At 62.9% G+C, this 12,643-nt stretch carries 14 protein-coding genes; 4 read left to right on the forward strand and 10 right to left on the reverse strand.

Going from position 1 to position 12,643, the window contains the following annotated elements:
• Positions 1-33 precede the first annotated feature (33 nt).
• The 3 genes from LOY54_RS06780 to LOY54_RS06790 all read right to left on the reverse strand — a co-directional run bounded on the left by LOY54_RS06780 (position 34) and on the right by LOY54_RS06790 (position 3,286).
• Positions 34-1,212 (reverse strand): VWA domain-containing protein, encoded by a 1,179-nt coding sequence (locus LOY54_RS06780; RefSeq protein ID WP_045193466.1) that lies wholly within the window; start codon positions 1,210-1,212, stop codon positions 34-36.
• A 16-nt stretch (positions 1,213-1,228) separates the two neighbouring features.
• Positions 1,229-2,074, reverse strand: coding sequence for a MoxR family ATPase (locus LOY54_RS06785; RefSeq protein ID WP_038996581.1), 846 nt, complete (start codon positions 2,072-2,074; stop codon positions 1,229-1,231).
• A 138-nt stretch (positions 2,075-2,212) separates the two neighbouring features.
• Positions 2,213-3,286, reverse strand: a complete 1,074-nt coding sequence (locus LOY54_RS06790; RefSeq protein WP_213602132.1) for a DUF748 domain-containing protein — start codon at positions 3,284-3,286, stop codon at positions 2,213-2,215.
• Between the two features lie 131 nt (positions 3,287-3,417).
• On the opposite strand from LOY54_RS06790, the gene cysK reads away from it, so the two are divergent.
• The 4 genes from cysK (at position 3,418) to LOY54_RS06810 (ending at position 6,777) form a co-directional block, all read left to right on the forward strand.
• Complete coding sequence (gene cysK / locus LOY54_RS06795) at positions 3,418-4,392, forward strand: cysteine synthase A (protein WP_045193464.1); 975 nt, start codon at positions 3,418-3,420, stop codon at positions 4,390-4,392.
• A 161-nt stretch (positions 4,393-4,553) separates the two neighbouring features.
• On the forward strand, positions 4,554-5,489 hold the full coding sequence (locus tag LOY54_RS06800) for an aspartyl/asparaginyl beta-hydroxylase domain-containing protein (protein WP_045193463.1): 936 nt from the start codon (positions 4,554-4,556) through the stop codon (positions 5,487-5,489).
• A gap of 128 nt (positions 5,490-5,617) precedes the next feature.
• Positions 5,618-5,779 (forward strand): hypothetical protein, encoded by a 162-nt coding sequence (locus LOY54_RS06805; protein ID WP_176794290.1) that lies wholly within the window; start codon positions 5,618-5,620, stop codon positions 5,777-5,779.
• Positions 5,780-5,886: 107 nt separating this feature from the next.
• Entirely contained in the window at positions 5,887-6,777 is an 891-nt protein-coding gene (locus LOY54_RS06810) for a DMT family transporter (RefSeq protein ID WP_258609977.1), read from the forward strand.
• 39 nt (positions 6,778-6,816) lie between these two features.
• On the opposite strand, the gene LOY54_RS06815 is transcribed toward LOY54_RS06810, so the two are convergent.
• From LOY54_RS06815 to LOY54_RS06845, 7 genes are all read right to left on the reverse strand, one after another.
• The gene (locus LOY54_RS06815) at positions 6,817-8,046 is read right to left on the reverse strand and encodes a hypothetical protein (protein WP_213602130.1); all 1,230 of its coding nucleotides are present in this window, start codon (positions 8,044-8,046) and stop codon (positions 6,817-6,819) included.
• Between the two features lie 445 nt (positions 8,047-8,491).
• Positions 8,492-9,451 (reverse strand): PDR/VanB family oxidoreductase, encoded by a 960-nt coding sequence (locus LOY54_RS06820; protein WP_258609979.1) that lies wholly within the window; start codon positions 9,449-9,451, stop codon positions 8,492-8,494.
• Between the two features lie 3 nt (positions 9,452-9,454).
• Positions 9,455-9,892, reverse strand: a complete 438-nt coding sequence (locus LOY54_RS06825; protein WP_258609980.1) for a Rid family hydrolase — start codon at positions 9,890-9,892, stop codon at positions 9,455-9,457.
• Positions 9,892-10,923, reverse strand: a complete 1,032-nt coding sequence (locus LOY54_RS06830; RefSeq protein WP_258609982.1) for an aromatic ring-hydroxylating dioxygenase subunit alpha — start codon at positions 10,921-10,923, stop codon at positions 9,892-9,894. Before LOY54_RS06830 ends, LOY54_RS06825 begins: the two co-directional genes overlap by 1 nt.
• A 20-nt stretch (positions 10,924-10,943) precedes the next feature.
• Positions 10,944-11,171 carry a recombinase-like helix-turn-helix domain-containing protein gene (locus tag LOY54_RS06835; protein ID WP_045193456.1) on the reverse strand — a complete coding sequence of 76 codons (228 nt, stop codon included), beginning with the start codon at positions 11,169-11,171 and terminating at the stop codon, positions 10,944-10,946.
• A gap of 1 nt (position 11,172) precedes the next feature.
• Complete coding sequence (locus LOY54_RS06840) at positions 11,173-11,490, reverse strand: hypothetical protein (protein ID WP_258609984.1); 318 nt, start codon at positions 11,488-11,490, stop codon at positions 11,173-11,175.
• A 9-nt stretch (positions 11,491-11,499) separates the two neighbouring features.
• The gene (locus tag LOY54_RS06845) at positions 11,500-12,642 is read right to left on the reverse strand and encodes an FAD-dependent monooxygenase (RefSeq protein WP_195885898.1); all 1,143 of its coding nucleotides are present in this window, start codon (positions 12,640-12,642) and stop codon (positions 11,500-11,502) included.
• Between the last annotated feature and the right edge of the window lies 1 nt (position 12,643).

Here is a 12,643-nt window from a genome sequence, read left to right on the forward strand (position 1 = left end):
CAGGGGGTAGGAGCGGGCTTGACCCGCGATGCTCTACTTGGACAAAAACCGCATGCCTTCTTCCAGCCCGCGCAAGGTCAGCGGGAACATGCGGTCTTCGACCAGCTCGCGCACGATGTTGGTCGAGGCGGTGTAGCCCCAGGTGTCCTTGGGGTAGGGGTTGATCCAGATAAGCTTCTTGTACTTCTCCATGAAGCGCTGCATCCACACGTAGCCGGCTTCCTCGTTCCAGTGCTCGACGCTGCCACCGGGCTGGGTGATCTCGTAGGGCGCCATGGCCGCGTCACCGACGAACACCACCTTGTAGTCGGCGCCGTACTTGTGCAGCAAATCCAGGGTCGAGGTGCGCTCGGAGGTGCGGCGCAGGTTGTTCTTCCACACCGACTCGTAGACGAAGTTGTGGAAGTAGTAGTACTCCAGGTGCTTGAACTCGGTCTTGCAGGCCGAGAACAGCTCTTCGCAGATCTTCACGTGGGCATCCATCGAGCCGCCGATGTCGAACAGCAGCAGCAACTTGACGCTGTTGCGCCGCTCCGGGCGCATCTGGATGTTGAGCAGGCCGGCATCGCGGGCGGTGTGGTCGATGGTGCCGTCGATGTCCAGCTCTTCGGCCGCGCCCTGGCGGGCGAACTTGCGCAGCCGGCGCAGGGCCAGCTTGATGTTGCGCGTGCCCAGTTCGACCTGGTCGTCGAGGTTCTTGTACTCGCGCTGGTCCCAGACCTTGACCGCCTTGCCCTGGCGCTTGCCGGCATCGCCGACGCGGATGCCCTCGGGGTTGAAACCGCCCGAGCCGAACGGGCTGGTGCCGCCGGTGCCGATCCACTTGTTGCCGCCGGCATGGCGTTCCTTTTGCTCTTCGAGGCGCTTCTTGAACTCTTCGATGAGCTTGTCGAGGCCGCCCAGGGACTGGATCTGCGCGCGTTCCTCGTCGCTCAGCGAGCGTTCGAACTCCTTGCGCAGCCAGTCTTCGGGAATCAAGGCTTCCAGGTGCTGGTTGAGGTTCTCAAGGCCCTTGAAGTAGGCCGAGAACGCCCGGTCGAACTTGTCGAAATGACGCTCGTCCTTGACCAGGATGGCCCGCGACAAGTAGTAGAACTCGTCCATGTCGGCAAAGGTCACGCGCTGCTTGAGGGCATTGAGCAAATCAAGCAGCTCGCGTACCGACACCGGCACCTTGGCCGCGCGCATTTCATTGAACAGATTGAGCAGCATGGCTATTGCTCCCGGCTCAGCGGTTACCGCGACGGCTCATGAAGGCCAGGCGCTCGAGCAACTGCACGTCCTGTTCGTTCTTGACCAGGGCCCCGGCCAGCGGCGGGATGGCCTTGGTCGGATCACGTTCGCGCAGCACCGCTTCGCCGATGTTGTCGGCCATCAGCAGCTTGAGCCAGTCGACCAGCTCGGAGGTCGACGGTTTTTTCTTCAGGCCCGGCACTTTGCGCACGTCGAAGAACACGTCCAGCGCTTCGCTGACCAGGTCCTTCTTGATGTTCGGGTAGTGCACATCGACGATCTGCTGCAGGGTGGTGCGGTCAGGGAAGGCAATGTAGTGGAAGAAGCAGCGGCGCAAGAAGGCGTCGGGCAGTTCCTTTTCGTTGTTCGAGGTAATGATGATGATCGGGCGCTGCTTGGCCTTGATCGTCTCGTCGGTCTCGTAAACGTAGAACTCCATTTTGTCGAGTTCCTGCAACAGGTCGTTGGGGAACTCGATGTCGGCCTTGTCGATTTCGTCGATCAGCAGAATGACCCGCTCTTCGGACTCGAAGGCTTCCCAGAGCTTGCCTTTCTTCAGGTAGTTGCGCACGTCGTGGACCTTGTCGACGCCCAGTTGCGAGTCACGCAGGCGGCTGACCGCGTCGTACTCGTAGAGGCCCTGGTGGGCCTTGGTGGTCGACTTGATGTGCCAGGTGATCAGCTTGGCGCCAAAGGATTCGGCCAGCTGTTCGGCGAGCATGGTCTTGCCGGTGCCCGGCTCGCCCTTGACCAGCAGCGGTCGCTCCAGGGTGATCGCCGCGTTGACCGCCAGTTTCAGGTCGTCTGTAGCGACATAAGCGCTGGTGCCTTCGAACTTCATGAACCGATCCTCTAACGTAGCGCCGGGGGTACTTGGCCCCTGGCGGAAAAATTGTCATGCACGACTATAACGCGGGCTCCGGGCGAGTGGGAACGCAGACGGCCCATTCAGTCTCTGAATGGACCGTCACTCGGTGACTCAGTCAGCCTTGGGCGGCGTTTGCTCATAACGGGCGTTGAAGGCCTGGACAAAGCCGTTGCGCAATATTTGCAAAAACGCCTCGAAGGCACTGATATCGCTTTTATGCACGCTGCCGCTGAGTTCCACGCGGGTGGCGAACTGGTTCTTGCCCTGGTTCTTCAGCACGGTTTCGCTGCCGCCGACCAGTGCTTCCCAGATCGAGCGGAAAAAGCCCTTGTCCTGGTTCTGAACGTCCTGCTGCCAGTTGAACACATCGACGTCACGCAGCAGCGGTTTGATGTAGCCGGTGAGCCGGCCGTTTTGCGCTTGCGCCTCGATCACCAGGTCGCCGTGGCCGGCATTGAAGTCGAACTTGCCATAGGCGCTGGCGAAGTCATTGAGCCGGCGCAGCTCGATGCCGGTGGCGCGCAGGCGGAACTTGAAGTCGTCGAAGTCGCTGAACGGGTCGAAGGTGGCGCTGCTTTCGACACTGGCATCGCCCAGCAGGCGGGCCTTGGCGTCGAACGTGGCATCGCGGCGGCCCTTGCGGTCCTCGACGTTGGTCAGGTTGCGGATGCTGGCATCGAGCTGGGTGGCCTTGAGGTTGACCGGCGGCCTGGAGTTGAAGTTGCGAAAACTCAAGGTGCCGTCTTCGATGCGCACTTCGTTGAGGGTGATCGGCAGCAGTTTTTCCAGCTGTTGGCGCCAGTCGGTGCCCTGGCCGGTCTGTGAACTCTGCTTGCTGGCGCCGTCGACGAAGTTCAGCTGCGGCTTGAGGAAGGTCACCTCGGCGACCACCGCCTGGTCGTGCCACAGCGAATGCCAGCTGACCGAGAGGTCGATCAATGGCGCTTCAAGCAGGGGCACCGGCACCTTGCCACTGGTCTTGACGATGTTCAGGCCGTTGATCTTGTAGGCGCCGCGCCACAACGCCAGGTCGACATCGGTGACCTGTCCGCGGTAGTCGCCCATGTCGGCCAGCTTGTCGTTGAGGTAGTTGCGCACCAGCAGCGGCAGGGTCAGGTGCAAGGCCAATAGTAACAATGTGATACCCAGCAGCCCCCACAAGGGCCAGCGATAGCGGCGTTTCATCGGCGGCGGTTCCCGGCAAGGTAGTGATCGGTTGACCCCTGTCAGCCTCAGGGGTTCGCCGGTTGTGGACGCACTGGCGCTGCAGGCTTACCCTTGAAGTTTTCCGCCCGGTGCATAAAAGGACCCCTGCCATGAGCCGTATCTTTGCTGACAACGCGCATTCCATCGGCAATACGCCGCTGGTGCAGATCAACCGCATCGCCCCCCGCGGCGTCACCGTGCTGGCCAAGATCGAGGGGCGCAACCCCGGTTATTCGGTCAAGTGCCGGATCGGCGCGAACATGATCTGGGACGCCGAAAGCAGCGGCAAACTCAAGCCGGGCATGACCATCGTCGAGCCGACCTCGGGCAACACCGGCATCGGCCTGGCCTTTGTCGCTGCCGCCCGTGGCTACAAGTTGCTGCTGACCATGCCGGCGTCGATGAGCATCGAACGGCGCAAGGTGCTCAAGGCCCTGGGCGCCGAGCTTGTGCTCACGGAGCCGGCCAAGGGCATGAAAGGCGCGATCGAAAAGGCCAGCGAAATTGTCGCCAGCGACCCGTCGGCGTACTTTTTGCCCGGCCAGTTCGAGAACCCGGCCAACCCGGCGATCCATGAAAAGACCACCGGCCCGGAGATCTGGAACGACACCGACGGTGCGGTCGATGTGCTGGTGGCGGGCGTCGGCACCGGCGGCACCATTACCGGGGTGTCGCGCTACATCAAACAGACCCAGGGCAAGGCCATCCTGTCGGTGGCGGTCGAGCCGCTCGGCTCGCCGGTGATCACCCAGGCCCGTGCCGGTGAAGAGATCAAGCCCAGCCCGCACAAGATCCAGGGCATTGGCGCCGGTTTCGTGCCGAAGAACCTTGACCTGTCGATGGTCGACCAGGTCGAGCTGGTCAGCGACGAGGAGTCCAAGGCCATGGCCCTGCGCCTGATGCAGGAGGAGGGCATCCTCTGCGGGATTTCCTCCGGGGCGGCCATGGCCGCGGCGGTGCGCCTGGCGGAAAAACCGGAAATGCAGGGCAAGACCATCGTCGTGATCCTGCCAGACTCGGGCGAGCGCTACCTGTCGAGCATGCTGTTTGCCGACCTGTTCACCGAGCAGGAAAACCAGCAGTAAGTCGCCGCGGCGCTGATCCCGGGCAATAACCGGCGCCGCTGTTTGTTGCACAATCCTTAACACTGAATCCCGGCCCTGCAGGTTTTCAGCAGGGCTGGATCGGTTAATATGTTCGATTAATCCGGCAGCGATGGCCTGATCGAAATTCCAAGGAGTGTTGCATGACCTTTTCCTTTGTCGCCAAGGCAGGTGTACTGCTGCTGTTCTTCGGCAGCACACTGTATGTGCACCTGCGCGGCAAGGCGCGTTTGCCAATGTTGCGCCAGTTCGTCAACCATTCGGCGCTGTTCGCCCCTTATAATGCCCTGATGTACCTGTTTTCCGGTGTGCCGTCCAAGCCGTACCTGGACCGCAGCCGTTTCCCCGAGCTCGATGTGCTCAAGGACAACTGGGAAGTGATCCGCGAAGAGGCCATGCACCTGTTCGACGAGGGTTACATCCGCGCCGCCGAGAAAGACAACGACGCCGGCTTCGGTTCGTTCTTCAAGAAGGGCTGGAAGCGTTTTTACCTGAAGTGGTACGACAAGCCGCTGCCTTCGGCCGAGACGCTGTGCCCGAAGACCGTCGCGCTGGTCAACAGCATCCCCAACGTCAAGGGCGCGATGTTCGCCCTGCTGCCCGGTGGCAGCCACCTGAACCCGCACCGCGACCCGTTCGCCGGTTCCCTGCGCTATCACCTGGGCCTGTCGACGCCCAACTCCGACGACTGCCGGATCTACGTCGATGGCCAGGTGTACGCCTGGCGCGACGGTGAAGACGTGATGTTCGACGAGACCTACGTGCACTGGGTCAAGAACGAAACCGAGACCACCCGGGTGATCCTCTTCTGCGACGTCGAGCGCCCGCTCAACAGCCCGCTGATGACCCGCATCAACCGCAAGGTCAGTGCCTTCCTCGGCCGCGCCACCGCGCCGCAGAACACCGACGACGAGCGCGTGGGCGGGATCAACCAGGCCTATGCCTGGAGCAAGCGCTTCAGCAATGTCATCAGCAGCCGCGTGAAGCAGTTCAAGCGTGCCAATCCCAAGGCCTACCGGGTGTTGCGTCCGGTGCTGGCGGTGCTGGTGGCCTACCTGTTGTACCGCTGGTTGTTCTGAAACAGCATCGCGGGGCAAGTCGGGTCGCCGCACCGCCGCTCCTACCGGTGGGAGCGGCGACCCGACTTGCCCCGCGATAAACTCACCGCTATAGTCAGACCCACTTCACCCTCACCGAAGACCTGCTCATGCCAGCTTCCTGCCCAGCCACCGTATTCGCCACCGCGCCTGACGCGGTTGTCGTTGTGCGCGCGAGCCAGCAGCCGGCCATGATCAGTCACTACCCACCACCTGTCAGTAGCGTGGTCGTGTGCATCGTTGCACCGCCAGCGGTGGTAGTGCTGGGCTAAGCGGCCAATCGCTGCGCTCCCACACACCTGCACCCTACTGAATACGGTTGGCTGCCCCTCGCGGGTAGCGCCGTTCGGCTTATCTGCCCGAATTACAGGTGGCATTCATGTCTGTTCTATCGAAACAATCTATGGCCTCGGCGGCCACTACCAGCCTGTTCGTCCTGCTCTGGAGTAGCGGGGCGATCGTCTCCAAGCTCGGCCTGGCCCACGCCAGCCCGTTTGCCTTCCTGCTGCTGCGTTCGGCCCTGGCCCTGGCCGGCCTGCTGTTGCTCAGCCCGTTGCTCAAACTGCACTGGCCGCGCAGCCGCCCGGCGTTGCTGCAAGCCCTGGCCACCGGTTGCGTGCTGCTCGGCGCCTACCAGATCTTCTACCTGCTGGCGCTCAACACCCACGTTACCCCCGGGGTGATGGCCACGGTCATGGGCGTGCAACCGATCCTCACCGTGGTACTGATGGAGCGCCAGCGCTCCTGGAGCCGGTTGTTCGGCCTGGGCCTGGGCTTGAGCGGGTTGATCATGGTGGTTTACCAGGGCATCAACCTCGGTGGCGTGTCGCTGGCCGGGATGCTGTTTGCCTTGCTGGCGCTGATGAGCATGACCTGCGGTTCGATCATGCAAAAGCGCATCACCAGCAACCCCATGGGCACCCTGCCGTTGCAGTACATTGCCGGGCTGATGATGTGCGCGGTGTTTGCGCCGTTCCAGCCGCTGCACGTGGAACTGACCGACAGTTTCATCGGCGCCTTGCTGTGGATGGGCCTGGTGGTGTCGCTGCTGGCGACCTTGCTGCTGTACCGGCTGATCGCCAAGGGCAACCTGGTCAATGTCACCAGCCTGTTCTACCTGGTGCCCGCAGTGACGGCGGTCATGGACTACCTGATCTTCGGCAACCGCCTGGCGGCGCTCAGCCTGTTGGGCATGGGGCTGATCGTCATCGGCCTGCTGTTCGTGTTCCGCAAGCCCGCAGCCACGCAGGCGCAACTGCAGGCTGACTGACCGTACGGACCGCCCGGCAGTGCGCCGGGCGGTTTGCCCTCAGAAGTAGTAGCCGATGTTGATGTTGGTGCGGTAGTACCAGTCGTTGCTGCCGACCGAGTTGGTGCTGGTCCAGCCCGTGCCGTTCTCGGCGCCGCCAAAGGGGTTGGCGTTCTTCGCCCAGGTGAAGTCGACCCAGGCCATGATCGGCATGGCCAAAAACTGCGCGCCGACGGTAAACATCTGCGAGTCATCCCAGCCGCTTTTGTCTTTCATCATGCGGCTGTAGTCGTTGTAGACCTTGATCTTCTTCAACTGGCCAAGGCCCGGGGTGAAGATGTCGTAGCCGACGTTGATCGAGCCGATGGTGGCCTTGGAGGCGATCAGGTAGGCCGGGGTCAGGCCGTTGCCGCCCATCAGCACCGAGTCGTTGCTGACGCCGTCGGGGTTCTTCGGATCGTATTCGTAGCGAATCGCCTGGCTGGTAACCGTCCAGTTGCCGGCGTTGACGATCGCATGCACGCCGCCGGCCCAGTAGTCGCCATCGTCACGGGTGGTGGCGTTGTACAGCTCGGCTGCGGCCAGCGAGGCGCCGATTTCGGTTTTCCAGCCGTCACCGCTGAAGGTCCTGGCCACCCGGGCGTTGACCTGGTTGCGCTTCTCGTTGTCCTGGCGTGACTGGGTGAAGGCCACGGCGTTGTCGTCAAGATCGCTGTAACGGCCGACTTCTGGCGAGTAGCGGATGCCGCTGGGCAGCATGCGCGGGAAGTAGCCCAGTTGCAGGTCCCAGTCCTTGTCCTTGTAGCTGTACTTCAGGCCGCTGCCGGCGCTGACGCCATAGCCCATGAAAAACGGGATGTGGTAACTCCAGCCGAACTGCGGGTAGGGCTCAAGGCCAAAGGGTTTGAACGGTGCGCCCAGTTGCACGTTGGAATTGGCATTGAAGCGATAACCGACGTAGCCGCGGTCGATCGAGCGTTTGCCGTCGTCCTGGAACCAGTAGCCGATGTCGCTGAACAGTTGTTTGTGGGTGGCCTGGACATCCAGGCGGAAGGTGTCGAAGAGAAAGCGCCCGTTGTTTTCGGTGGTATCCCAGTGCTCATCGCGGTAGTTGACCCGCAGTGCGCCGCCAATATCCAGCGAACTCTGGCCGTCGTCACTGCGCCAGGCAATGTGCGGGAAGGGCTTTTTCAGCGCTGGCGGCTGGTCCGGCGCCGCCGGGCCGGGCTCGGAAGCGAAACTGGTGGCGCTGCCAAGGATCAGGCCCAGGCTTATCACGTACTTGTTCATATCAATGCCCCGCAAGGTTGAGCAGTATCTCTGGGCAACAGCTGTCCGCCGCCTGGAATCAGGCGTTAAGCGAAAGTCAGCGGTGGCGCATCGGTGGGTTTGTTATTGTTTTATAGGTGGCACATTGTTTTTATTTATATTCGAGAGGGAAAGAGCAGGAACTGTGCCAGTGCTGATGAGTGACTGTTGTTTTAATAAATATGATGTAAAACAATTATTTATATCTGAAACGCCTTAATTCGTGCCGTGGGTGAAACAGCGTGGTGTTTAAGTAACAGGGGTGGGCAATGGCAGTGCGGTTTAACTGCACAGCGCGCGTTGACAGTGCGTGGGTTGTTTTATCAATGAATAAGTAATTGACTGTTTTGGGGCCGCCGGACCTGCGAAAGCCGCGCAAAAAAAAGCCGGCACACCCGGTGCCGGCCAATTGCGCGTGTTGCAACAGTTACAGATCAAGCACCATGCGCCGGCTCTTGCAGCCCGAGACACAGACCATCATCGATGTGTTCGCCGCCCGTTCGGCCTTGGTCAGCACGCCATCGCGGTGGTCGATGTCACCTTCCAGCACCCGGGTTTCGCACGAGCCGCACACCCCTTCGCGGCAGCTGTACTCGATATCGCAGCCGGCTTCGAGCAGCACGTCGAGCAGGTTCAGCCCAGGCTCGACATTCAGGGTCTTGCCGGACTTTTTCAGCTCGACGCTGTAGCTGTCCTGAGCATCTTCCGAGGGCGGCAGTTCGGCGGCGGTGAAGCGTTCGATATGCGCATGAGGGTAACCGAGGCTTTCGCAGGTGCTCTCGAAGGCATCGAGCATCGGCGTCGGGCCGCAGCAGTAGAAGTGCGAATCGCTGGGCTGCCCGGCCAGGTAATGGGCCAGGTCGGGTGCCGCGTTCTTCTCGTCGTTGAAGTGGTAGAGCACCTTGGCATCGACCCCGCTGAGCTCTTCCAGCAGCGCCGCTTCCTTGCGCGAGCGGGCGCAGTAGATCAGCTCGGCGGATTTGCCCAGCGCCAGCAACTGGCGAAACATGCAGTAGATCGGCGTGATGCCGATGCCGCCGGCCACCAGCACGTTGTGGCTGGCGTGCGGGTCGAGGGCGAAGTTGTTGCGCGGTTGCGAGATGTGCAGTTGCGTGCCAACCCGCAGTTGCTCATGGACGAACGCCGAGCCGCCGCGGCTGTTGCGATCACGCAGGATGCCGACTACATAACGGCCCTGGTCGCTCGGCGAGTTGAGCAGTGAGTAGCTGCGCACCAGGCCATTGGGCAGGTGCAGGTCGATGTGCGAGCCGGCTTCGAACGGCGCGAACACGGTGTCGCCCCAGGGGCGCAGTTCGACGCTGATGATGCCTTCGGCTTCGTGGCGCAGGGTGTGCACCAGCGCGGTGATGGTAGAGGAGTTGGACATCGGTCACCTCAAGGGCGCAGTGCGCAAGTCAATGTCGAGCCGGGCGCTGGCTTCGATTTCCACTACCAGTTCGGGGAACACCAGGGCGCTCACCTGAACCAGGGTGGAGGTGGGGTAGCAGGCAAAGCCTTGGAAGAAGTCGCGGCGGGCGCGAGCGACTTCATCCTTGTCGGCAATGTCGGTGAGGTACAGCGTCAAGCGGTAGAGATTGCCGATGTGCCCGCCTGCCGCTTCCACCAGGGCGCGGATCTTGTTCAGTACCACCAGGGTCTGCGCGTAGGCATCCAGCGGCGCGCCGCCCTCGGCGGCCTGGCGGGTGGCGGGATGGCCGGTCATGCCGGACATCACCAGCTCGTTGCCCAGCAGCAGGGCGTTGGACCAGCTGGCAGTGGCCAGCTCGGTCACCGCCTGTGCCTGGATACGGTGCACGGGCAGGTTCATCACAGTTGCTTCGCTTCGATCAGCGCCAGTTGCTCCTTGGCCTTGCCCTTGAGGTAGCGGCGCAGGCGCACCACACCGAGGTCATGCTGGTAGAGGTTCTCGCGCTGGTTGGCGTCGAACTCCATGAACTCCAGCAGCACCCGGTCCTGCTCCAGCACTGCCCAGTGGCGGGCTTCCAGGCGGTTCTTGTAGAGGAAGCGCCAGGTGTCGCGCTGCCAGCCGGTCAGTGGCCGCGCGCGCCAGTGGAACACTGCCGAGAGGCTGCGGCTGCTCGGGGTGTAGCTGCCGATGATGGTGAAGTTGCCGCCTGGGCCGCCGGTCTTCGGGTAGGGGATTTCCAGGCGCAGCCAGTGGCAGCCGTTGTCGAGGAATTCGGTCCAGTCGAAGTTGACCCCGCGCTGGCCTTCCTTCTCGAAAAAGAAGCCCTGTTCGGTATCGCGGGTGACGAACTTGGCGGTGGCTTCGCCTTCGCTCATCGAGTGCGACATCTTGTGCAGGTAGGTGCCGTGCATCGGGTCCATGACGTTGTCGAGCACGTAGCGGTAGTCGCCTTGCCACTCGGTGTAGCAGAGGAAGCTGCTCCACTCGGACGAGGTCAGTTGCTCGGGCAGCACCAGCTCTGGCGGGGTGTCCAGGTGCGGGTCGGTGGCGTTGAACAAAAAGATCGCCCCGGCCGCCTCGCGGGTGTGGAACATGCGCGTCGGGCGGCTGCCTTCGAGCTTGCAGCCAGGGCTGCCGGGGACCTTGGTCACGGTGCCGTCGCAGCGCACTTCGACGCCGTGGTACGGGCACTGCAGGCGGTCGCCCAGCACCGGGCCCTGGGACAGCGGCGCGCCGCGGTGCGGGCAGTGGTCTTCGAGGGCATGCACGCTGCCATCGTTGTCGCGCCACAGGGCGATCTTGTAGCCCAGGCGGCGCACCGACAGCGGCTTGTCGCCAAGCAGCTCGGAGGGCAATACGGGAAACCAGAGGTCTTTGAGGCCGTTGGCCAGGTGGTTCTCAACAGGATCGACGGTGAATTGCATATTCATCTTGTTTTACCTCCGGCGGGTCATGCGCCCAGCCGCGCCATCAGGGTTTTATAGGAGTCTTCGGTCCACTCACCGCGGGTCAACGGGCAGGGCGGACCGGCCAGGTTCAGGTGCGCCAGCAGCTCGGGCAGCTGGGTGATGCCGTTGCCGTAGGCGCGCTCGATGGAATCGCCGAGCAGTTCTTCGAACGGGGTGTTGGGCCGTTTGCGCGCCTGATGGGGCTCCAGGTAGCGTGGGGTGTTGCTCATGTCATTGACCTCCATTGCGAACCCGTTCGCGGATCATTTCGCGGACCGGGACAAAGTCGTACGTCGGGTAGCATTCGGTGCGGAACACGCCCCAGGCGGCGCGCTCCAGTTCCACATTGACCTTGCCGAGCAGGCTCGGCGGCAGGCGCAGGGTGACGATCTGGCCCAGGCCCATGGCCACGGTCCAGGACACCAGCTCGACGCCGGCCGGCGGGAAGCTGTCCCACCAGCCCATCTGCTTCATGTGCGCCTGGATCTGTTCCAGGTTCTTCGACTGGTCGTGCTTGAGCACCACCGTCAGTTGCATCGTCTCGCTCATGCTTGGGCCTCAGGCGGCGCTGGCGGTAGGCACGGTCCAGGCGTCGTAGCCATAGACCCAGTCGGCATTGCCGCCGGCCTTGAGCCACTGGTTGCCGCGTGAACCGATCTGGATCTGGCTGGTGCGCTCCAGGCGCGACCGTTGGTAACCCTGCAGGGCGCTGGCGATCTGTGCCGGGCTGTTTACGCCCTGCAGATGACGGGCCAGCACCACCGCGTCTTCGATGGCCTGGCCGGCGCCCTGGGCCATGAACGGCATCATCGGGTGGCAGGCGTCACCGAGCAGGGTGATCGCGCCCTCGGACCAGTACGGCAGCGGGTCACGCTCGTACAGCGCGGTCTTGAGGACTTCGTCGCAGGCGTCGAGCAGCGCCCGGGCGTCGGCGTGGAAGTCCTGGTAGTGACTGCGCAGCTCGGCGGCGTCGCCAGCAGTGGTCCAGGACTCCAGGTGCCAGCTGTCCTGGGCGGTGGTGGCGAAGATGAAGATGTCGCGGCCCTGGTTCAGCGGGAAGGTGACGATCTGGCTCTGCGGGTTGGGGCCCCACCATTTGGTGAAGGCCTGGATGTTCGGTACATGCGCTACACGCTCGGCCGGGACCACGGCGCGGTAGGCGACCACGCCGGTAAAGCGCGGCTGCTCTTCACCGAACAGGGCATTGCGCACTACCGAGTGAATGCCGTCGGCGCCGATCAGCAGGTCGGCGCGATGGCGGCTGCCATCCTTGAAGCGCAGCTCGACGCCGTCGGCATCCTGCAGCACCTGCTCGGCGCGCTTGGCGAACTGCACGTTGTGCAGCGGGAACACATCGGCCAGGGCCGCCAGCAGGTCGGCGCGGTGAATGGTCAATTGCGGTGCGCCGTACTGGCTTTGCGCGGCGTCGGCCATTTCCAGGCGCGAGGTTTCTTCGCCTGTGTCCCACATACGGCTGATGCGGTGGGTCGGGCGCGCGGCCGGAATGCGCACGGCCGGGCCGACGCCGAGGCCATCGAGGGCGCGCACGGCGTTGGGGGTGAGGTTGATGTCGGCACCGACCCGCAAAAACGCCTTGGACTGTTCGAAAACCGTGACCTGGTGACCGGCCTGGCGCAGGGCGATGGCGGCGGTGAGGCCGCCGATGCCGGCACCGTTGATGGCGATGTTCAACGAAGACATG

The organism is Pseudomonas sp. B21-032, assembly GCF_024748965.1.
GTDB lineage: Bacteria > Pseudomonadota > Gammaproteobacteria > Pseudomonadales > Pseudomonadaceae > Aquipseudomonas.

Excerpts from the sequence above, each read along its gene's own strand:
- LOY54_RS06780 (WP_045193466.1), bottom strand. The coding sequence starts at position 1,212 with ATGCTGCTCAATCTGTTCAATGAAATGCGCGCGGCCAAGGTGCCGGTG.
- LOY54_RS06785 (WP_038996581.1), bottom strand. The coding sequence starts at position 2,074 with ATGAAGTTCGAAGGCACCAGCGCTTATGTCGCTACAGACGACCTGAAA.
- LOY54_RS06790 (WP_213602132.1), bottom strand. The coding sequence starts at position 3,286 with ATGAAACGCCGCTATCGCTGGCCCTTGTGGGGGCTGCTGGGTATCACA.
- cysK (WP_045193464.1), top strand. The coding sequence starts at position 3,418 with ATGAGCCGTATCTTTGCTGACAACGCGCATTCCATCGGCAATACGCCG.
- LOY54_RS06800 (WP_045193463.1), top strand. The coding sequence starts at position 4,554 with ATGACCTTTTCCTTTGTCGCCAAGGCAGGTGTACTGCTGCTGTTCTTC.
- LOY54_RS06805 (WP_176794290.1), top strand. The coding sequence starts at position 5,618 with ATGCCAGCTTCCTGCCCAGCCACCGTATTCGCCACCGCGCCTGACGCG.
- LOY54_RS06810 (WP_258609977.1), top strand. The coding sequence starts at position 5,887 with ATGTCTGTTCTATCGAAACAATCTATGGCCTCGGCGGCCACTACCAGC.
- LOY54_RS06815 (WP_213602130.1), bottom strand. The coding sequence starts at position 8,046 with ATGAACAAGTACGTGATAAGCCTGGGCCTGATCCTTGGCAGCGCCACC.
- LOY54_RS06820 (WP_258609979.1), bottom strand. The coding sequence starts at position 9,451 with ATGTCCAACTCCTCTACCATCACCGCGCTGGTGCACACCCTGCGCCAC.
- LOY54_RS06825 (WP_258609980.1), bottom strand. The coding sequence starts at position 9,892 with ATGAACCTGCCCGTGCACCGTATCCAGGCACAGGCGGTGACCGAGCTG.
- LOY54_RS06830 (WP_258609982.1), bottom strand. The coding sequence starts at position 10,923 with ATGAATATGCAATTCACCGTCGATCCTGTTGAGAACCACCTGGCCAAC.
- LOY54_RS06835 (WP_045193456.1), bottom strand. The coding sequence starts at position 11,171 with ATGAGCAACACCCCACGCTACCTGGAGCCCCATCAGGCGCGCAAACGG.
- LOY54_RS06840 (WP_258609984.1), bottom strand. The coding sequence starts at position 11,490 with ATGAGCGAGACGATGCAACTGACGGTGGTGCTCAAGCACGACCAGTCG.
- LOY54_RS06845 (WP_195885898.1), bottom strand. The coding sequence starts at position 12,642 with ATGTCTTCGTTGAACATCGCCATCAACGGTGCCGGCATCGGCGGCCTC.